The organism is Paenibacillus sp. FSL R5-0912 (assembly GCF_000758605.1).
Lineage (GTDB): Bacteria > Bacillota > Bacilli > Paenibacillales > Paenibacillaceae > Paenibacillus_AQ.
In genome coordinates this window covers 4,687,334-4,707,160 of record NZ_CP009282.1, presented here as the reverse complement: position 1 = coordinate 4,707,160, position 19,827 = coordinate 4,687,334, and the positions used below count along the sequence as shown (strand labels likewise).

General features: G+C 51.7%; 23 protein-coding genes. 21 read left to right on the top strand and 2 right to left on the bottom strand.

Annotated elements, in window-relative coordinates:
* The first annotated feature begins 75 nt into the window (after positions 1-75).
* The 3 genes from R50912_RS19975 (at position 76) to R50912_RS19960 (ending at position 3,451) form a co-directional block, all read left to right on the top strand.
* Positions 76-1,107 (top strand): daunorubicin resistance protein DrrA family ABC transporter ATP-binding protein, encoded by a 1,032-nt coding sequence (locus R50912_RS19975; RefSeq protein ID WP_042237344.1) that lies wholly within the window; start codon positions 76-78, stop codon positions 1,105-1,107.
* A complete protein-coding gene (locus R50912_RS19970; protein WP_042237341.1) occupies positions 1,104-1,916 on the top strand; it encodes an ABC transporter permease in 813 nt (270 codons plus the stop codon). The genes R50912_RS19975 and R50912_RS19970 overlap by 4 nt, the downstream gene beginning before the upstream one ends.
* Before the next feature lie 992 nt (positions 1,917-2,908).
* Positions 2,909-3,451 carry a GNAT family N-acetyltransferase gene (locus R50912_RS19960; RefSeq protein WP_042237336.1) on the top strand — a complete coding sequence of 181 codons (543 nt, stop codon included), beginning with the start codon at positions 2,909-2,911 and terminating at the stop codon, positions 3,449-3,451.
* 23 nt (positions 3,452-3,474) lie between these two features.
* Here R50912_RS19960 and R50912_RS19955 read toward each other — a convergent pair whose 3' ends face one another.
* A complete protein-coding gene (locus tag R50912_RS19955) occupies positions 3,475-4,452 on the bottom strand; it encodes a biotin--[acetyl-CoA-carboxylase] ligase (protein WP_042237334.1) in 978 nt (325 codons plus the stop codon).
* 221 nt (positions 4,453-4,673) lie between these two features.
* On the opposite strand from R50912_RS19955, the gene R50912_RS19950 reads away from it, so the two are divergent.
* The 13 genes from R50912_RS19950 to R50912_RS19890 all read left to right on the top strand — a co-directional run bounded on the left by R50912_RS19950 (position 4,674) and on the right by R50912_RS19890 (position 16,472).
* Complete coding sequence (locus R50912_RS19950) at positions 4,674-5,222, top strand: biotin transporter BioY (protein ID WP_042237332.1); 549 nt, start codon at positions 4,674-4,676, stop codon at positions 5,220-5,222.
* A gap of 7 nt (positions 5,223-5,229) precedes the next feature.
* Entirely contained in the window at positions 5,230-6,720 is a 1,491-nt protein-coding gene (locus R50912_RS19945) for a class I adenylate-forming enzyme family protein (RefSeq protein WP_042237331.1), read from the top strand.
* Entirely contained in the window at positions 6,717-7,868 is a 1,152-nt protein-coding gene (locus tag R50912_RS19940; RefSeq protein WP_042237329.1) for a thiolase family protein, read from the top strand. Before R50912_RS19945 ends, R50912_RS19940 begins: the two co-directional genes overlap by 4 nt.
* Complete coding sequence (locus R50912_RS19935; protein ID WP_042237327.1) at positions 7,865-8,245, top strand: FAS1-like dehydratase domain-containing protein; 381 nt, start codon at positions 7,865-7,867, stop codon at positions 8,243-8,245. Before R50912_RS19940 ends, R50912_RS19935 begins: the two co-directional genes overlap by 4 nt.
* The gene (locus R50912_RS19930) at positions 8,242-8,595 is read left to right on the top strand and encodes a MaoC family dehydratase (protein ID WP_042237325.1); all 354 of its coding nucleotides are present in this window, start codon (positions 8,242-8,244) and stop codon (positions 8,593-8,595) included. The genes R50912_RS19935 and R50912_RS19930 overlap by 4 nt, the downstream gene beginning before the upstream one ends.
* Positions 8,592-9,428: an SDR family NAD(P)-dependent oxidoreductase gene (locus tag R50912_RS19925; protein ID WP_052416540.1), complete on the top strand. Its 837-nt coding sequence runs from the start codon at positions 8,592-8,594 to the stop codon at positions 9,426-9,428. Before R50912_RS19930 ends, R50912_RS19925 begins: the two co-directional genes overlap by 4 nt.
* A complete protein-coding gene (locus R50912_RS19920) occupies positions 9,415-10,215 on the top strand; it encodes an ATP-binding cassette domain-containing protein (RefSeq protein WP_042237323.1) in 801 nt (266 codons plus the stop codon). The genes R50912_RS19925 and R50912_RS19920 overlap by 14 nt, the downstream gene beginning before the upstream one ends.
* Positions 10,200-11,060 carry an ATP-binding cassette domain-containing protein gene (locus R50912_RS19915; protein ID WP_042237321.1) on the top strand — a complete coding sequence of 287 codons (861 nt, stop codon included), beginning with the start codon at positions 10,200-10,202 and terminating at the stop codon, positions 11,058-11,060. Before R50912_RS19920 ends, R50912_RS19915 begins: the two co-directional genes overlap by 16 nt.
* The gene (locus tag R50912_RS19910) at positions 11,050-11,838 is read left to right on the top strand and encodes an energy-coupling factor transporter transmembrane component T family protein (protein ID WP_042237320.1); all 789 of its coding nucleotides are present in this window, start codon (positions 11,050-11,052) and stop codon (positions 11,836-11,838) included. The genes R50912_RS19915 and R50912_RS19910 overlap by 11 nt, the downstream gene beginning before the upstream one ends.
* A gap of 172 nt (positions 11,839-12,010) precedes the next feature.
* On the top strand, positions 12,011-12,922 hold the full coding sequence (locus R50912_RS33410; RefSeq protein WP_052416538.1) for an aminoglycoside phosphotransferase family protein: 912 nt from the start codon (positions 12,011-12,013) through the stop codon (positions 12,920-12,922).
* Positions 12,923-13,084: 162 nt separating this feature from the next.
* Entirely contained in the window at positions 13,085-14,641 is a 1,557-nt protein-coding gene (locus R50912_RS19900) for an ABC-F family ATP-binding cassette domain-containing protein (protein WP_042237318.1), read from the top strand.
* 114 nt (positions 14,642-14,755) lie between these two features.
* On the top strand, positions 14,756-15,877 hold the full coding sequence (locus R50912_RS19895; protein ID WP_042237316.1) for a PTS transporter subunit EIIC: 1,122 nt from the start codon (positions 14,756-14,758) through the stop codon (positions 15,875-15,877).
* A gap of 97 nt (positions 15,878-15,974) precedes the next feature.
* Positions 15,975-16,472 (top strand): YcxB family protein, encoded by a 498-nt coding sequence (locus R50912_RS19890; protein WP_042237314.1) that lies wholly within the window; start codon positions 15,975-15,977, stop codon positions 16,470-16,472.
* Positions 16,473-16,550: 78 nt separating this feature from the next.
* Here the strand turns inward: R50912_RS19890 and R50912_RS19885 are convergent, their stop codons facing one another.
* Positions 16,551-16,922, bottom strand: a complete 372-nt coding sequence (locus R50912_RS19885; RefSeq protein WP_042237312.1) for an iron chaperone — start codon at positions 16,920-16,922, stop codon at positions 16,551-16,553.
* Positions 16,923-17,124: 202 nt separating this feature from the next.
* Between R50912_RS19885 and R50912_RS19880 the strand changes: the two genes are divergently transcribed.
* The 5 genes from R50912_RS19880 (at position 17,125) to R50912_RS19860 (ending at position 19,817) form a co-directional block, all read left to right on the top strand.
* Positions 17,125-17,589 carry a hypothetical protein gene (locus R50912_RS19880; RefSeq protein ID WP_042237311.1) on the top strand — a complete coding sequence of 155 codons (465 nt, stop codon included), beginning with the start codon at positions 17,125-17,127 and terminating at the stop codon, positions 17,587-17,589.
* A gap of 46 nt (positions 17,590-17,635) precedes the next feature.
* Entirely contained in the window at positions 17,636-18,085 is a 450-nt protein-coding gene (locus R50912_RS19875; protein WP_042237308.1) for a hypothetical protein, read from the top strand.
* The gene (locus tag R50912_RS19870; RefSeq protein WP_042237306.1) at positions 18,082-18,474 is read left to right on the top strand and encodes a VOC family protein; all 393 of its coding nucleotides are present in this window, start codon (positions 18,082-18,084) and stop codon (positions 18,472-18,474) included. The genes R50912_RS19875 and R50912_RS19870 overlap by 4 nt, the downstream gene beginning before the upstream one ends.
* A gap of 65 nt (positions 18,475-18,539) precedes the next feature.
* Positions 18,540-19,172 (top strand): pyridoxamine 5'-phosphate oxidase family protein, encoded by a 633-nt coding sequence (locus tag R50912_RS19865; RefSeq protein WP_042237303.1) that lies wholly within the window; start codon positions 18,540-18,542, stop codon positions 19,170-19,172.
* Positions 19,173-19,193: 21 nt separating this feature from the next.
* On the top strand, positions 19,194-19,817 hold the full coding sequence (locus R50912_RS19860) for a class I SAM-dependent methyltransferase (RefSeq protein WP_042237302.1): 624 nt from the start codon (positions 19,194-19,196) through the stop codon (positions 19,815-19,817).
* Positions 19,818-19,827 lie beyond the last annotated feature (10 nt).

Here is a 19,827-nt window from a genome sequence, read left to right as displayed (position 1 = left end):
AATGATAAGTTTATATTCAGTTTAAAAAAGTCGGTTACCATCCTATTACATTCAGTTGTCTAGGAGGAGTAAAGAATGAGTCAAGTACAACAAACGCAAACAGCGCGGCACAAGAGCAGCTATGCCATCGAGGCGCAGGGGCTGGTCAAAACGTATGGCAGCAACCGTGCAGTTGATGGTGTGGATCTCAAGGTAGGCACAGGAATGATCTACGGGGTGCTGGGTCCAAACGGGGCGGGGAAGACAACAGTAATCCGCATGCTGGCCACCTTATTGCGGCCTGACGCAGGTTCGGCGCGTATCTTCGGACATGATGTGGCAAAAGAACCGCAGATCGTGCGTCAGTTAATCGGGGTAACGGGCCAATATGCATCGGTGGATGAGTCACTCAGCGCTACAGAGAATCTGGTTATCTTCTCCAGATTGCTCGGACTGGGACGCAGCGAGTCGCGGAACAAGGCGGAAGAGCTGCTGGAGGAATTCGGTTTGACTGAAGCAGCCAAGCGTCCTTTGAAAAATTTCTCCGGCGGAATGCGCCGGCGGCTGGATCTGGCAGCAAGTCTCATTGCGCAGCCGCCGCTCATTTTCCTGGATGAGCCGACCACCGGCCTTGATCCGCGTACACGCAATCAGATGTGGGATACGATCCGGCGGCTCGTGAATACTGGGTCAACCGTCTTGTTAACCACGCAGTATCTGGAAGAGGCAGATCAGCTTGCTGACCGGATTGCGGTGATTGACACCGGCAAAGTGGTCGCTGAAGGCACCGTGGATGAATTGAAGGGCTCTGTCGGCAATTCATCGCTGCATCTGAAGGTAGTGAACCCGCAGGATCTGGGGAATGCCCGCCGGATTATCGAGCAGGTACTGGAGGTGCGGTCCAATATATCGGCAGAAGCCGCCAAAATCATGGCTCCGATGGGCAACGTGGACCGGGTGACCGACCTGCTGCTTGCCCTCCGCGAGGCAGGTATCCCGCTGCTTGAGATGAGCGTGCAGAAGCCAACGCTTGACGAGGTGTTCCTGACCCTGACCGGCCATGGCGTGAAGGAAGAGGCCGGGCTTGCCTCTGATTCAGCGAAGAATAAGGAGAGTGTACTGGCATGAGTACTTTAATCAAACCCGGGGTCGAACGGAAATTGAAGAATCATACGGGCATCGGCCAGGCCGTGCGCAATTCACTAACAATGGCCTATAGAGGGCTGCTCAAAATCCGGCGCACGCCGGAACAATTGTTTGACGTCACGTTCCAGCCGATCATTTTCACCTTGATGTTCACTTATATCTTCGGCGGAGCAATTGCGGGTGATGTGGCAAGTTATTTGCCGGTCATCATCCCCGGGATCTTAGTGCAGACTGTAATTACGACCTCTGTCGTTACCGGTGTCCAGCTGCGGGAGGATATGGAAAAGGGGGTGTTTGACCGGTTCAAATCACTGCCGATCGCGCGGATTGCTCCTCTGGCGGGAGCGCTGCTCGCGGATACCATCCGTTATACCATTGCAACGGTGCTTACATTCGTCATGGGTTATATTATGGGCTTGCGGCCTGAAGGCGGCCTAGGGAATGTTGCGCTCGCAGCGCTTCTCGTCATCGGATGCTCATGGGCGATCAGCTGGATCTTTGCCTTCTTCGGCGTGATTGCCCGCACAGCCTCCAGTGTGCAGGGGATCTCGATGATCGTGCTGTTCCCGCTCACCTTCCTCTCAAATGCATTCGTGCCGGTGGACACTATGCCGAACTGGCTTCAGTGGTTCGTAAATATTAACCCGATCTCCCATCTGGTCACTGCAGTCCGTGATCTGATTAATCACGGCACAGTTGGCAGCGATCTGGTGTTCTCCCTAATCGGCGCCGCTGTGATTGTTGCCATCTTCGCTCCTATTACGGTGCGCGCATATATGCGCTGGACTTAAGCAGGATTGACTAAAAGACGCTAAAAGGTGTAGGAATACATCAGGTTAGCGTCTTTTTTATCGTTTAGGAAATTATGGATTTCGTCTGTTGTGGATAAGGAGTGTATAAAGATGGGGATAAGGGTTGCTTGAATCATCCGTAGGATGATGTGGATCGATCAAAGAAACAACTCCCCTGAGGCGGCCGAAATCGGCTGCATTCCGGAAGGAAGAGCAACCGTTTGGAAGCCGCAGGAGGTCAGCTACAGGGTGAAATCCAAGGAATCCTCCCTGGGATGGGGCGGAGGGTGGCTGAAGGATAGCCATGAGGAGGAGCGCACCCTGATTTCACCGGAAGCAGGCCGAAAAAGTAAATGGGGAGCATAGAATGTATGCGAAAAACCGAACACAGTGTGCGGCTGTGAAGGCCACCGGGTCAAATGTATGCGAAAAACCGAACACAATGTGCTGGAGCGAAGGTCATCGGGCCTAATGTATGCGAAAAACCGAACACAATGTGCTGGCGCGAAGGTCATCGGCCAAATGTATGCGGAAAACCGAACACAATAGAAAGGAGAGCATTCATACTCCTCATGACTCGCGGGAAGCCGTCAGAAAGCAGACGGAGGATGAAAAGTGAGACACCGCTTAAGAGTGGCATAAGGCGACGAAATCTGGTTAAATAATTCAGGTTCGCAGGTCTTAGCGCTTCACGCAGATGTCTTAATCTACCTGGTGTTCTTCTTCCTGCTATTTGCCATTTGCATCAGTGTGCTGGGGATTATTTCGAGAAATAAATGGGCTATACTTGGACTGCTGCTTAATCTGTCCGTGTTAGTACTGCATTTCCTTGTATTCAAGGAATGGGTTAGCTGGCTCTATTAATGTGAGCATGAACGATAACCCTGTACAGTTTATGTATAACGAAACTATCCATTAATCTGGAAATCCTTGCATGATAAGATGAACCTGCGATCATTTAGACCGAAGGAAGAGATGGAGGTTCACACGATATGTATCTGCAAAAAGAGAACCTGGTCATTCGGCGTGCAACTGCAGCCGATGCACAGCTGTTATGCAGCTGGTGGAACGACGGGGAGGTTATGGCGCATGCCGGCTACCCTAATGGAATAGGCACTACTGAACATGAGGTGCTAGCCAAACTGCAGACCGGCACAGCCCATGAACGGAAAGGGCGTCTGATACTGGAGATCGATGGTGTTCCTGCGGGAGAGATGAGCTACAGTGCGGTTGCAGAGCTCGTAGCGGAAATTGGCATCAAAATCTGTGATTTCAGAGCGCAGAATCAAGGGGCCGGAACCCGGTTTTTAACGATGCTAATCCGTTATTTATTTGAAGTGTTGGGATATCACACAATCATTCTCGATACCAACCATAAGAACACTAGAGCACAGCATGTCTATGAGAAACTCGGCTTCCGGAAAATTGCGGTGCGTAATCATGCATGGACCGATCAGCTTGGAGAATGGCAAACCTGCATCGATTATGAGCTAACGGAAGCGGAGTGGAGAGCAAGAGTAGTCGAAGGTTCATGATAACGTGTGGTTACAGTCGTGACCTAGATGGTAATGCTGACTTCTCCGCTTGACAGATACTCCTCGTCACCATTCTCATATCTGACCTTCAGACGGCAGTCGTTATCAATGTCAATGGCTGTCGCCCCGCGTTGTTTGTTATCCTTCACCACTGTCACAAGCTTACCAAGGGAAAGGATTCGTTGTCTATATTCGGAGAGAAACGGTCTGTCCGTTAAATACGCATAGTATTCCATGAAATGATTCAGCACTTCTGCCGCGAGCCGGCAGCGGAGATCATCATAATGATTGCCTTCGGAAAATACAGACGTTGCAATCCCGCCAAGCCCGTCAGGAAAGCCGCCCGCCGGTAGGGTTACATTGATGCCAATGCCGAGAACGGCATAATCCAGCCGGCCGTTTTCCAGCGACATGGAAGCTTCGGTAAGAATTCCGCACACCTTTTTGCCGTCCATGAACACGTCATTAACCCACTTAATCTGCGTGTCTTTACCGGATACGCACTCGATGGCCAGAGCAACGGCGGCTGCAGCGGAGGTCGTCAGAAGAATGGATTCTGCCGCAGATAGCGTGGGGCGCAGCAGGATGCTCATGTAGATGCCCGTTCCCCGCGGGGAAAAGAAGGGCCGGCCATTTCTTCCGCGGCCGGCAGTCTGCTCTTCCGAGAGGATCACTTTACCTTCAGCCTCTCCATTTGCGGCCAGGATTTTTACAGCTTCGTTCGTTGAAGGTATAGTTTTGTAAACCTCAAGGCGCAGCTTTTGACTCTGGAGATTCAGGTGTTTCGAAATTGCACCGGCAGACAAAATATCCGTTAAAGGGGATAAGGAATACCCTTTATTGGTTACAGCCTGTATGGAATAACCGTCCGTCTGCAGCGATTTGATGGCTTTCCAGACTGCGCTGCGTGTTACGGATAACTGCCCTGCGATCTCCTCGCCCGATATATAACCGCCTTTGTTGCTGCCCAGCAAGGATAGAATTTGTTCTTTAACTGTCATGGAAATAACCCTCCAGAAATATTACGTTCCGATCAATCCTCTTCGATTATATTAACATGCTTAGATAACAATAGGAAAACGAAGGTGTTATTTCACTCAATTGTGAACCTAAAAAATATAAATGGTTTACAATAGAATGAGTCTCCATTATAATTCAGCGTATTGGCTGTATTCTTTAACCAGAATACAACCTTTATTTCATCCACCTGGAGGTCAATAGCTTGAAGACGAAAGAACTTGTGTATGCCGCATTATTCGCAGCACTCATCGCGGTGCTCGGCATGATTCCGCCTTTGCCCCTTGGCTTCATTCCTGTTCCGGTCACTGCCCAGACGCTTGGCGTCATGCTCGCCGGCTGTTTTCTGGGGAGCCGGATAGGTACCCTCAGCCTAGTTATTTTTATTATCCTCATTGCCCTAGGGTTGCCAGTGCTGACCGGCGGACGCGGCGGGCTGGCGGTGCTGGTTGGACCGTCTGCAGGATACATATTCAGCTGGCCGCTTGCAGCAGCCGTCATTGGCTGGTGTTCCGAGAAAATCTGGCCGAAGGTCAGCATGTGGAAGCTGTTAGCCATCAACCTGATCTTTGGTGTACTGCTGGTGAATCTGATAGGCGCACCTGTTATGGCTCTGCTGACGGATACGCCGGTCTGGGCCGGACTTATCGGCGCGACGGCCTTCCTTCCGGGTGACATCATCAAGGCTGTACTTGCAGCCGTCATCACGATGCAGCTGAAAGCCGTCAGCCCGATTGAACAAGCGGAGGTGTGAGGAATCCATGAATCTGGTACAGCACATTCTGGAACGCGGCCAGGCCTGCCCTTCCCGTACCGCGATCTCGGACGGGCGGGAAGAACGTACATACGCGCAGCTTATGAAGCGGGTGCAACAGGTTTCAACCGGTTTGAAGCATGGCGGATACAGGGAGCGGAACATCGCCATCCTGTCCGGAAACCGTATGGAGTTCGCCGAGTTTGTTCTTGGTGCTATTTATGCGGGATGTGTTCCCATTCTGCTGGACCCCAAATGGCCTCTCGAAGAGCTGAATAAGGTTATCCGGCAGTGTGAGCCCGGGCTCATCGCTTGTGAAGAGCACCACGCAGCTGATTTCGCAGAACGTTATGCAGAAATTCCGCAGGTGTACTTCGGCGGGAAGCAGACAGACCGGAGCTATGGCCCGTGGCTGGCTGGCTTCGAGCCGGATGCCGCAGCAGCGGAGAACCCCGCACTCCTGTTCATCGGATATACGTCAGGCACCACCGGTCTGCCTAAAGGGTACATGCGGACGCATCTGTCCTGGTTAAGAAGCCTTGAGGCGACAGAGAAGGCATTCCAGCTGAACAGTATGAAGCATGTGCTTGCGCCTGGGCCGTTCGTGCACTCCCTGTCGCTGTTCGCCTTGATGCAGTCCCTGTATAGTATGGCAACCTTTCATCTGCTCCCGGAATTCGATGCTGCGGTCGTCCTTAAGCTCTGCTCCCGTGAACAGGATATGATTCTGTTCGTTGTGCCTGCGATGATTGACGCATTGGTCCGGCTGGCTGCTGTAACCCCCGCGCGGATATCCATGCAGGCCTTAATCAGCTCCGGCGGCAAGTGGCCGGGGACCTCCAAACAAAGCTGCCGCGAGCTATTCCAAGGGACGAAGCTCTATGAATATTACGGGTCCTCCGAGGCCAGCTACATCAGCTATCTGGAGATAACCGGGGAGGAGGAGCCGGATTCCTTAGGCAAGCTGTTCGGCGGCGTGCAGATTTCCATCCGCGACGGGCAGTTTCGCGAGCTTCCTCCGGGTACGATTGGTGAGCTGTATATCCGGAGCGAAATGATGTTCACCGGGTATCATCTGCTGCCTGAAGAGACGGCAAATGTGTTTCGCGAGGGCTGGCTGCGAACGGGGGATTACGTGCTCCTTGATCAGGACAGGCAATTGCATTTGGCTGGCCGCGCCGGCAACATGATCAAAAGCGGGGGACTTAAGGTCTTCCCCGAAGAAGTGGAGGCTGTGCTGCTTCGTCATCCGGCGATCCGCGATGCGATGGTATTCGGGTTGCCGGATGATCGGTGGGGAGAGCAGGTAACGGCACTGATTGAGTGGAACGGGGAACTGCGTCTTAGTCCGGATCAGCTCAGGGATTACTGTCGCCTATATCTTGCAGGCTATAAGGTACCCCAGCAGTTCATTACTGTCGGCCGATTCATATATACCAGCAGCGGAAAAATAGCACGGCAGCGGATGAAGGACGATGTGAGCGGAGGGAGGCTATGAATGAGGCCGTTCTTGTCATGGCCAGGCGTACACCTGTCGGGAAAATCGGTGGGCAGTTAAGCCTGCTTGAACCGGAGCAGCTGCTTGCCCCACTGATCCGCCTCCTCGTTACCGAAGCACAGCTGCCGCCGGAATGGATTGATGATGTCATCATAGGCAATGTAGTGGGTCCGGGCGGGAATATTGCCCGCAAGTCTGTGCTTGAAGCAGGGCTGCCGGTCACAGTTCCGGGAGTCACGGTCGACCGCCAATGCGGCTCAGGGCTTGAAGCCATCATCATGGCAGCACGCCTCATTCAGAGCGGTGCCGGAGAGATATTCCTGGCAGGCGGAGTCGAAAGTGCAAGCCGGGCACCCTGGAAAATGTTCAGACCGCACACGCTGAGCGGCACGCCAACCCTGTACACACGCGCGCCGTTCACGCCCGTTGCTTACGGAGATCCTGATATGGGGCTTGCTGCAGAGCATGTAGCGTCCAAATACGGGATTACCCGGGAGGCGCAGGATCTGTATGCGCTTGAGAGCCACCAAAAGGCAGTCCGCGCCAAGCGTACAGGCAGATATGCACCGGAGCTTGTACCGCTTCAAGCTAACGGATTCCGGATTACAGAGGATGAATGTCCAAGGCCGGATACAAGCCTGGGGAAGCTGGGCAGCCTGCCGCCGGTTTTTGCGGCGAATGGCACCGTGACTGCCGGGAATGCCTGCCCCGTTAATGATGGCGCCGCTCTGGTGCTCATGATGTCGCGTGAAAAATGCAAACGGCTTAACCTAAAGCCCATCCTCCGTTTTGTAGACTCGCAGGCTGCCGGGGTGGACCCCCGGTATCCGGGGATCGGACCGGTCCCGGCGGTCCGGAAACTGCTGGGCCGCCAGCGGCTGGCAGTCGGCGATCTGGATATCGTTGAATTTAATGAAGCTTTTGCCGCCCAGGTACTGGCCTCCTTGCAGGAGCTTCAGCTTCCTCCGGGTAAGGTCAATCCCGGCGGCGGTGCATTGGCTCTGGGCCATCCTTACGGAGCCTCCGGTGCGATCCTGATGACGCGTCTATATTCGGAGATGCTGCAGACCCCTTACAGACGGGGGCTGGCTACGCTTGGCATTGGCGGCGGAATGGGGCTGGCTGTTCTGGTAGAGGCGGTCCTATGAACCGGATCTGCTTTCAGGTTCAGCTCATGGCGGACAATATTCTGCAATATGCTGACAGCATAGCTTCGCCCGTACAGCGAATAAAAGGAGCAGTGATTGCTCCTTCCACCATGCCGGTAACGTTCTGGAGTATAGAGGATGTCCCCTGGCTCCACGGGAAGGGAACAATGATTCACGGAACGCAGCAGTTAACCTGTCATGCACCGCTGCTGGCGGGTATGAATCTGGCTTGTGAGCTATCCTTGCTGGCCGTGGAGCACAAAAACGGCAGAGGCGGCCTGCTGACGCTATATACCCTTTCACTGGTCTGCTATCACCGGGGCAGCCTCATTGCTGAAGCTGAAACGGTCTTGATCGGGAGAGGAGAAATGATATGAGAATCAGGATCTCTGAGCCAGCCATCCGGCAATATGCCTCTGTGACCGGGGATGAGGCAGCTATTCATTTGGATGCCGAAGCCGCAAAGACAGCGGGTTATGAGGCCCCCATAGCCCATGGAATGTACATCATGGGGCTGGCGCAGTCTCTATATATGAAAGAACACCGTTCTCAGTGGATACAAGCTTTTACGATGAGATTTGAAAAACCGTGTGTCCAAGGCACATGCGTAGACTTCCGGTATCACAGTTGTAATCAGGATCAGATTCAGGTAACGGTGATATCGGACCATGAAGATATCATCGCCAAAGGCTCTTTTAGCGTTGCAGAGGGGATCGCGGATACATGAAGACGGTATTGGTTACCGGGGCAGCCCGGGGGATTGGGCGCAGTATAGCTATTGAGCTGGGCCGCTGCGGTTATAAAGTAGCCGTAAATGGTTTACATGCCGGGAGTATTAAGCAAGTCGTTGAGGACATCCGGCGGGCAGGCGGCTCAGCGGAGGGATTCTGTGCCAATGTCGCCGATCCCGCTGCCGTTACGGCAATGATGGATGAAGTGAGCAGCAAGATGGGGGCTTTGGATATTGTTATTCATAACGCGGGCATCCTTCATGACCGCAAATGCGAGTTCATGACGGACCGGGAATGGCAGAGTGTTCTGGCGGTTCATCTGAACGGGGCTTTCTACTGCATCCAGCGGGCATTGGCTCATCTGAACCGGCATGGAGGCGATATTCTGCTGATGACCTCCACCGCAGGACTCGCCGGATCGGCGGGACAGGTCAATTACAGTGCTGCTAAGGCGGGACTTCTCGGGATGGTATGGACGCTTGCCGATGAGCTGAAGTCCAGACGGATCAGGGTCAATGGCGTTGCTCCTGCGGCCTTAACCGATATGACCCGGCCGGTGGTTCAACATCTGACGGACAAATATGCACAGCGTAATGAGCCGCTCCCGGAGGCCTGGAAGCTGGGCGAAGCTGAGGACGTGGCCCGGTTCGTCCGTGCGCTTCTGGATCAGCCGGACCCTGAGCTGACTGGCAGGGTGTTCGGCGTTAACGGGCAGCAGATTACACCGTGGGAGAAACCACGGCCGCTGGCTTCAGTGACTGCTGCGCCGGAGGATTTTTTTGAATTTTGGAAGCAGCGGAGGGAGGGTGAGGCAGATGCTTGCTTTTGATCAGGTCGATTATTACTACCGGAGGGGGAAGCCTGTTCTTCGCCAGCTAAGCTTCAAGATCCGCCAAGGCGAATTCATTTCCATTATTGGAGGGAACGGAAGCGGGAAGTCCACGCTTGCCAAGTTAATGAACGGGCTCCTTCAGCCAAGAGGGGGACAAGTCCGGCTAGGGCTTTTGAATACACGGAATCCTGATGACCTTGGGAAGATCCGGGAGCGGGCCGGTCTTGTTTTTCAGAATCCTGATGATCAATTCATCACCACCTCGGTCATGGATGAAGTGATCTTCGGACTGGAGAATCTGCGCGTGCCGGGAGATGAAATGGCTCATCGGGCGACTAAGGCTCTGGAGGCGGTTCATATGGAAGACTATATGGAAGCTATGCCGCATCAATTGTCGGGCGGACAGAAGCAGCGGGTAGCGGTGGCTGCCGTTGCGGCGATGGAACCCTCTATTATGATTTTTGATGAAGCGGCTTCCATGCTGGACCCGCAAGGAAGGAGAGATGTTCTGGATCTTATGCACACCCTTCACCGGCAGGGCAAGACCATCATTCAGATCACGCATGATATGGAAGAGATTTTATTGTCTGAACGTGTATTGCTGTTAAGCCAAGGGAACCTCGTCTTCGACGGGTCACCGTCCTCCTTGTTCAGCGACGTATCTGTTTCGGAACACCAGCTGGCACTGCCTTTTGCGGCAAGACTACACCAAGCGCTTGGGTTGAACGCGCCCTTAAGCGCGGACTGGAAGGAGACGGTCTCTGCCTTATGGTCTATGAGTTAACTAATGTAAGTGTGATGTTAGACGGTGAAGATATACTCCATTCGGTCTGCTGTACCCTTCAGGAGGGGAAATGGATTTCGGTGATTGGCCATACCGGGGCCGGAAAGTCCACCTTCGCCAAAGTCATTAAAGGGCTGATTCCTTATTATAGAGGTGAATATACGCATAACCGGCAGCCTCTGCCGGGGGATGGTAAAGGAAAATTGAAGGTCATTCCGCAGATCGGTTATGTGTTTCAATATCCGGAGCAGCAGATGTTTGAAACGACGATGTTTAAAGAGCTGGCCTTTGCTCCAACCATGAAGGGGGAATCTCCAGAGAAGGTGGACAAAGCCATCAAGACGGTTATGGAGCAGCTGGGACTCCCCGCAGAGCTGCTTCAGGAGAAGCCGTTCCAGCTTAGCGGGGGGCTTAAGCGGCTTGTCGCCATCGCCTCTTTGCTGATTGCGGAGCCGGAGCTGCTGATTCTGGATGAACCGACCGCCGGACTTGACCCCGTACGCAGGACAGCGCTGCTGAAGCAGCTTAAGGTATGGCAGAGGGCAAAGGACCGGACGGTGCTATGCATCTCTCATCAGCTCGAGGAGGTAGCCGAATATTCGGACGAGGTGATGATCTTCGAGCGGGGACGCTTATTGGCCCACTTGGAAGCGGATGAGTTGTTCCTGAAGCATGCAGTGCTGCTGGAGCAAGCCGGACTGCCTTTGCCGGAGCCTATTCAGCTCTTACACTTGTTTGAAGCGCTGTCCGGACAGAAGCTTGAGCCGGAGAGCTGCAGGGAAGAAGATATTATGCAGCTTGCGCGGACCGTCTGGCAGTCAAGAGGGCTTCGGAATGAAGGATAACATCCTGCTGGGCCAGTATATCCACTCAGGCTCGGTGCTCCACCGGCTTGACCCCCGGACGAAGCTGTTAAGCGTTCTGACGTTCACGTTTTGCTGCCTCTCTCTTCATAATGTTGGCGGATATGCTGTGGCGACAGTCTTTGCGGGAAGTCAGCTGCTGCTGTCCAGAGTTCCGGTGCGGATGTTTCTTAGGGGATTACAACCGGTGGTGCTCATCTTATCCTTTACTTTTGTGTACCATCTCTTCCATACCCCAGGAACGCCGCTCTGGCCGGGCTCGGCCGTTAAGGTGACAGGAGCAGGGATAGAGAACGGCATCTTCGTGGTCTGGCGCATACTATTGCTGGTTTCCCTTGCTTCGCTGCTGACATTGACGACCAAACCGCTGGATCTGGCCAAAGGATTGGAGAAGCTGTTCAAGCCTCTATCCCGCTGGGGGGTTCCTGTGGAGGCGATCGCCCTGATGCTCGTGCTTGCAGTCCGTTTCATCCCTACAATTGTGCAAGAGCTGGACCGGATTATGCTGGCGCAAAGAGCGAGGGGATATGAGATCATGGCGGTCAAGGGCTATAAGCGGATACTTGCTTATTTGACGCTAGTGGTTCCGTTACTCCTGTCTACGGTTCAGCGGGCGGAACAGCTGGCGATGACGATTGATGCAAGGGCTTACGGGACCGGAAAGGGCCGCACGTCTTATAGGGAGCTGAACTTGTCGCGGATGGATTACACGGCCGGGGGGGTCACGCTTGCTTACGTTCTGCTGCTTCTTTACCTGTAGTATGACCATGGAACCTGATTACTGTCTGGAGTTATGGCGAATTTCGGTTTTCCTGATAGAATTGGCATAACGGAACAAGAGGTGCTGGGATATCACAGCATTACTTTATCAAAAAAGTCCTTGTTCATTCAGCTTACAGTCAAACGATTTCACCGAAAGGAGCCATTACGGCATGTTTACAATCCCGGATACTTTTACTAAAAGAATGAACGAACTCTACCGTATACAGGGCGAAGCATGGTCGGAGGCGCTGCCAAGTTTAATAGCCGACTGCGCTAACCGCTTCGGCTTTAGTCCGGAAACTCCCTTTTCCAATTTATCCTATAACTTTGTACTCCGGGCAAAGCTCAGGGACGGGAAGCCGGCAGTACTAAAATCCTCCTACCTGAAGGACGAGCTTTCCAAGGAAGTTAGTGTGCTGCGTGCCTATGAGGGCCGGGGGGCGATTCGTGTACTGGATGCTGACGAGGATTGGGGGATGGCTCTGCTGGAGGGAGCGGACCCTGGGACACCGTTGTCGGCGATTACGGATGATGCGATGGCGACGGATATCTTTTGCCAAGTATTTCACCGCCTTCATCTTCCTGTGCCAACGGGTAGTGTATACCCTTCTATGAAGCAGTACTTCGCGGCAATAGAGCGATACCGTGAGCGGTTCGACGATGGGAACGCTGCAGCGCCACTGCCTGAGAGTTGGGTGGAGAATGCCGAAGAGTGTCTGGTATATCTCATTACGACCACGAGAGAGAATCTCCTGCTGCATGGAGATCTTCATCATGACAACATCCTCCGCCAAGGAGAAGAGCAATGGGTAGTTATTGATCCCAAAGGCATCATCGGTGACGTTCATTTTGATACTATCCAGTATCTGCTGAACTATATGGATCGGGGTGGTGATCGCGAGCAGGTACTACGGGGCCGGATTGCGCTTATGGCCGACCGCCTTGGCTTGGACCCTCGCAGAATCGCGATGTGGGGTGTGGTTCGGGGCGTGCTTGAGGCATGCTGGACGATTGAAGATGGAGGGACAGATTGGCACAGGGGCATCCAGTTAACAGAGCTTTTCGCCAAATGCCTGGATTGAGCCAAAAACTATGCGTAATTCACAGGAGAGCGCAAGGCGTAAGCAGACACTAACCCCAAAGTTAGTGTTTTTTCTGCTTTTTTTGCAAACCGTCTGGAGTTGTGGCGCTTTAGCCTTTATAATATGACGAGAATATAGAATAAAGGAAAAGGTGTTAATTTCATGAGTATATTAAATGTAGAAAAGCTGAGTCACGGGTTCGGAGACCGGGCCATATTCACCGATGTATCCTTCCGCCTGCTGAAGGGCGAGCATATCGGTCTGATTGGTGCCAATGGTGAAGGTAAATCGACCTTCATGAATATCATTACCGGCAAGCTGCAGCCGGACGAAGGCAAGGTGGAATGGGCGAAGCGTATGCGCGCCGGTTATCTGGACCAGCATGCGGTCCTGCAGCAGGGACAATCCATCCGTGATGTTCTGCGCGGAGCCTTCCAATATCTGTTCGATATGGAACAAGAGATGAACGATATGTACGGCAAGATGGGCGAGGTCTCCCCGGAGGAGCTGGAGCAGCTGCTGGAGGATGTCGGCACGATTCAGGACATGCTGACCAGCCAGGATTTCTATATGATCGACGCCAAAATCGATGAAACCGCCCGCGGGCTTGGACTTACCGACATCGGTCTGGACAAAGACGTTAACGATCTCAGCGGCGGTCAACGGACCAAGGTCCTGCTGGCCAAGTTGCTGCTGGAGAAGCCGGATATTCTGCTGCTGGATGAGCCTACGAACTATCTCGATGAACAGCATATCAACTGGCTGAAGCGTTACCTGCTGGATTACGAGAATGCGTTCATTCTCATTTCGCATGATATTCCTTTCCTGAACAGCGTCATCAACCTGATCTACCATATGGAGAATCAGTCGCTGTCGCGTTACGTGGGCGATTACGAGTATTTCCAGCAGGTGTACGAGGCGAAGAAGTCCCAGCTGGAGTCCGCCTTCAAACGCCAGCAGCAGGAAATCGCGGATCTGAAGGATTTCGTGGCCCGGAACAAGGCCAGCGTAGCTACCCGGAATATGGCGATGTCCCGGCAGAAGAAGCTGGATAAGATGGATGTCATCGAGATTGCCAAAGAGAAGCCGAAGCCGCAATTTAATTTCAAGCAGGGCCGGACTTCCGGCAAGGTGATTTTTGAAGCCAAGGATCTGGTAATCGGCTACGATTCTCCATTGTCCAGACCTCTTGATCTGAGCATGGAGCGGGGACAAAAAATAGCTCTCGTCGGTGCGAACGGGATCGGTAAAACGACGCTGCTGCGCAGCATTCTCGGTCAGATTCAGGCCATTTCAGGCTCGGTCAGACTCGGTGATCTGCTGGAGATCGGCTATTTCGAACAGGAAATGAAGGAATCGAATTACAACACCTGTATTGAAGAGATCTGGAACGAGTTCCCATCCTACTCCCAATTTGAGATCCGGGCGGCACTGGCCAAATGCGGCCTGACGACCAAGCATATCGAGAGCAAGATTGCGGTCTTAAGCGGCGGCGAGAAAGCCAAAGTACGTTTGTGCAAGCTGATCAATCGTGATAGCAACCTGCTTGTACTGGATGAGCCTACCAACCATCTCGATGTAGATGCCAAGGAGGAGCTGCAGCGTGCGCTCAAAGCTTATAAAGGCAGCATCCTGCTGATTTCCCATGAACCTGAGTTCTACCGAGATATCGTGACGGATATCTGGAACTGCGAATCGTGGACGACAAAAGTATTCTAAAGAGCCGGCAATCATGCTGGTCTAACGGTGACCCGTAAGAGGACAGCTTTGAACAAAGTGACACTCTTACGGGTCATTTATGTCGGAATTCAAGTATAGCTGCAGGAGGATCATATGAAAGTACATAATGAGTCAACAGTTGTGAAGCAGTCCAAAAGGAATGTGGTCAATGTCATCATTGACGGCATTTCGGGAATCTTTCTTCCCATTGTTAATATTCTGAGTGCTGCGGGCATTATGAAAGGTTTGCTCGCCGGCGCCGTTGCGCTGGAGATCATCAGTAAAGCGGAAGGCACATATATGGTGCTTAATGCGATGGCGGACAGTCTGTTCTACTACCTTCCGCTGCTGCTTGCCTTTACAGCCGCCCGCAAATTCGGGGCCAACCCCTTTACTGCCGTTGTGATTGCCGGAGTACTGGTGTACCCGAGCCTGACCACGCTGTTTGACAACCAGGAAATCATACATTTTCTCGGCATGAGTATTACTCCCGTTAACTATCCGTCGAGCGCCATTCCGATCATCCTTGCGGTAGGCCTCTTAGTGTATGTAGAACGCTTCTGCGTTAAAATATTGCCTGAGGTGATCCGGGAGTTCTTCACACCGTTGATCTCGATTGTAACGGTGTCCGCCGTGACATTGCTGGTGTTCGGTCCCATTGGTTCACTTGCCGGAGACGCGCTGGCTGAAGGATACCGCTCTGTATACGACCTCAGTTCGGTCGGGGCGGGAATGGTGCTTGGCGCGATTATTCAGCCGATGGTTATCTTCGGATTGCACTGGAGTCTGGTGCCGCTGGCAATCAACAATATCAACGTACATGGCTCGGATACAATCCTCGCGCTGATGGGACCAGCCGCCTTCGCGCAGGCAGGAGCAGCGCTCGCCGTGTTCATCAAAGCCAAGGACAAGAAGTTCAAAACCTTATGTTTGTCCGCGTCTATTTCAGCCTTGTTCGGAGTTACCGAGCCCGCGATGTTTGGGGTGAACCTGCCCTTGCGCAAGCCGATGGTCATTGTCTGCTGTGCGGGTGCGATCGGGGGCGGAATGGTCGGCCTGTCCGGCTCGTCCGCGATTTCTTTCGCTTTTCCGGGTCTGGCGACTTTGCCTGCTTATCTGGGAGACGGGTTTGGCGGTTTTCTTATTGCCTGTACGACCGGTTTTCTTATCGCACTGATTGCGACGCTCTTTGTGAAGCTGGGGCCAGAACCTGTGGTGGATCAGGGCGCCAAGTAGAATGAAGAGGATGGCGGGCAGTTTCTCCGCTATGGGTTTCGTGTAATGAATGCTATACTACTAGAGGTTATTAAGTGAACAGATAAAGGGTGGCAAGATGGAGAAAATTAGCTTTCATTACGGAAAACATATTCAAAAGGTTGCGCGGGCACTATATTTCCATTCGTGGAAATCCATACTCTCCATTGGGATTCAAGCGGTGTTTGTAGCCGTTTGTATGATTCTATATGTTAAGAACGAATCGATCATACTCCTCGGGATATCGATAACCCTTGTGCTTACGATCGCGATGTCGATGGTTATGCGTACCTTACTGTTACCAAAGATCCTGTCGGCAGATACAAGGTACAACAAGGAATTCGAATATCTGTTTGATGCAGAAGGGATTAACTTCAGTCCGGAAGAAGATCAGGCCATCATGAAATGGGGCTCCTTCACCCGGGTGTGGGAGAATAAAGGCTATTACTTACTGTTCCATGGTCAGCAGGAATACTGGTTCATAGCTAAGCAATCGTTCGAGGATGCAGCGCAAGAGAATAAATTCAGAGCTTATGTATCAGATCACCGTAAGATTGTCACTGGAGTTATCCTGTAAAATGATATGTCATACGATGGACGTGCTATCCTGCACGTCCTTTTTTCTTGGCTGATCCCAGTGTTTCATCCATGCCTTCTATGCCCGCCAAAAAGTTGTACAGTCAGCCTTATCCGCAATATTGTACTCGATCATGTGTCGGAGTAGGGTGAAGTCAACAGGACTCGTCCATTTCATACGCACCAGCAGCTTGGTGTGATCTAAGCCAGCCTGCTTAATGGCATCGGCAAAATGATCCATGCCCGCCTTCTCGGGAGCAACGGCCATATGCGCTTTGGATACACTGAAGCCGATAATATAGGTTCCGTGGTCGGTGAACATCGGCTGGTTCCAGGCAATTTTCGGCGTCAATTGGGGGAATTCCTGAATCACCCAGGCAAGTACCTCTTCCGTAGCGGCCCGGTGTACCGGATTATCAATCTTCGCTAAATACTGTGCAAACTCTTCCATGCTTGTCCCTCCTGATCTGTAATCACTCTCATGCGATCTATCTTATAGTTTCGTACCCGGTTAGTCAAAAAAATGAATACGCAAATTAAGGGATTCGCCTATCCGTCAAAGAATGTTACCACAGACTGCTGCATACCATCTTTTACCTGTATTATAATAAGAATCCAATAGGTCTTTATTATGAACAAAGTGGGGGAAGTGAATGGAAAGGATGATCACACATCAAGGCAAACGTCCTGCTGAAATTATGGCTACGATAGGTACGAGTATTCTGATGTTATGCTGGATATGGTTCATGCTGCAAGCCAATAAATCTACCCGATTAGAACTAATCATGGCCTTCCTCGTCATTGGGGTAGCAGTAACCATCATTGGGATATTAATTTATCGCTTGTTGACATTTAGCAGAGCGTTCGTCATTGAGATTAAACCTGAAGTCCTTCAGATCAAGAATACTGAGATAGAAGCGGGCAAGGTTAAGAAGATTTTTATCAAAGGATACTTTAAGCCTGTAATCGCGGTTAAGCCCAAGGCTAATTTGCTGGTGCCGTACAAGTACTGTTTCTGTTTCGCTGACAAGGAAGATCAGGGGATAAAGGATCTGAAGGATTGGGCAGAACAACATCAGATTAAAGTGTTGCATAAACGGTTTACGCGATGGCTGTAATTAGGGCATCACAACTAATCGAATATAAATAGAAAGGATCATTCAGATGAACCTGCAATTAGTTCCTCTAAGAATTCCTATAGGTTGGACAATAAAATGGAATGTGTTTACCGAAGTATCACCGGAAGACTTCACAGATGAAGAACATGAACACCGCTGGGAATATAATGAGGATTTATTCCAATTTGTAAACTACAATAGGAAAAAGATATTAGACCTCGGTTGGTATCCTGAATTTCAGCCAAACGGGCAGTACAGGCTATTATTAATACATAAAAGTGATGATGAAGAGCAACAATTCGCTGATTGGGCTAACCCATTAGAAGTTTTTAATTCAAGAAATATAGATGAAGTGAAGTTAAAGATTGAAGAAATATTATTGAAGGTCACTAGAGGAGAAATGCGACAAAAAGGAAAAATTCAGGAGGTTACGACCTCTCCATTTCAGGATGTTTTATTATTTTCAAACGAAGCCCGAAAGGAGCCACTGATATGAATGTAACCGGATTTAGCCATATTACGCTAAATGTTCGCAACCTGCAGACATCCCTGGAATTCTACCATGGCATTCTAGGTATGACCCTAAGACACCGTGGCAGGTCGGATGCTTATCTGGAGTGGGGAAGTGCCTGGGTCTGCCTGGTTGAACGGGCGGATGCTGAGGAACACACTGACGGATTCGCCGGTATGGACCATGTGGCTTTTTATATCGCAGAGAACGATTTCAAGGAAGCTATGGGCATCCTGCATCACAACAATGTATCAATTGTAAGAGGCCCGATACAGCGTGGAGTAGGCTGGTCCGTTAATTTCTTGGACCCGGATGGAATCCAGTTAGAGCTGCATACTTCAACCCTCGATGAACGGATGGAGATCTGGCGCTGAGGAACGTTTCGGGTATATGATTGTAAAATATATCTTAGAAGCCAAACCAGAATCGAGGACGCTAGATGAATAATCCTTTTACAGAAATTCTGACTTCAGAAGCTGAGCTTAGAGAACTCCTGGGTTATCCCAGTGAAGTGGTGAAGCGCAAATCGATCCATCATCTGGATCATAATTGCCGCAATTTTATCGCTATGTCACCGCTGTTATTCCTGTCTACTGCAGATGAACACGGCTCTTGCGATGTATCTCCACGCGGGGATGCACCTGGATCGGTAGTAGTGCTGGATGACGGTCATTTGGTGATACCGGAGCGGCCGGGCAACCGCAGATTTGATTCATTGCGAAATATCCTCGCTAACCCCAATGTTGGCCTAATCTTTATCATCCCGGGACTTGAAGAGACCCTGCGGATTAACGGTCAAGCTTTCGTGATCAGAGACGAGCATATTCTGGATAGGATGAAGGCCCGGGATAAACGGCCTGCCTTGGGAATTGGAGTGAAGGTGGAGGAATGCTATATGCATTGTGCCAAGGCTTTTAAAAGATCACAGCTATGGGACAGCGGCTCCTGGCCCGCAGAGGCCTCGCTTCCGTCTGCTCCGGCGATTATAGCGGATCATGTGAATTCTGCCGAGTTTACTGTGGAAGTAGTCCGGCAAGGCATACAGGAGAGCTACGAGAAACGACTTTATTAATGAATGGAGTGACCGGTGCAGATGGATAAGCAGAAGCTGATCCGTATTTTTGATAAACAGGCCACAGACTATGCCCGCAAAAGAGAAGATCCCAAACAGCAACGCTGGCGCCGGAATCTTATAAGTCATGCCAAGGGGGATGTGCTTGAGCTGGCAGTGGGGGCGGGGGCTAACTTCCCTTACTATCCCAGGGAGGTCAGGATTACTGCAGCGGATTTCAGCAGCGCAATGCTTGAGAAGGCGCGGCAGGCAGCAGGACATTACCACGTGAACGCCAGTTTTGTATGTGCAGATATGGAAGAAATGAGCTTCCCCGGGCAAACCTTCGATACTATTGTTTCTACGTTATCTTGTTGCAGCTATCAGAATCCCCTGGAGATGCTGAAGAAGATTAACCGCTGGTGTAAGCCGGACGGGACTATCCTGCTGTTGGAGCATGGGATCAGTTCTAACTTCATGGTGTCAACGCTGCAACGGACACTGAATCCGCTGCTGTACCGTGTCTATGGATGCCATCACACCCGGGATATTATTGGACTGGTCCGGGAGTCCGGGATGCAGATCAGTAAGGTAGAGAGCTACTCGCTGAATATGATTCATCTGATATGGGCCCGGCCGCAGCAGCAACTACGAACTGAACGTTAGGAGAAGTGGA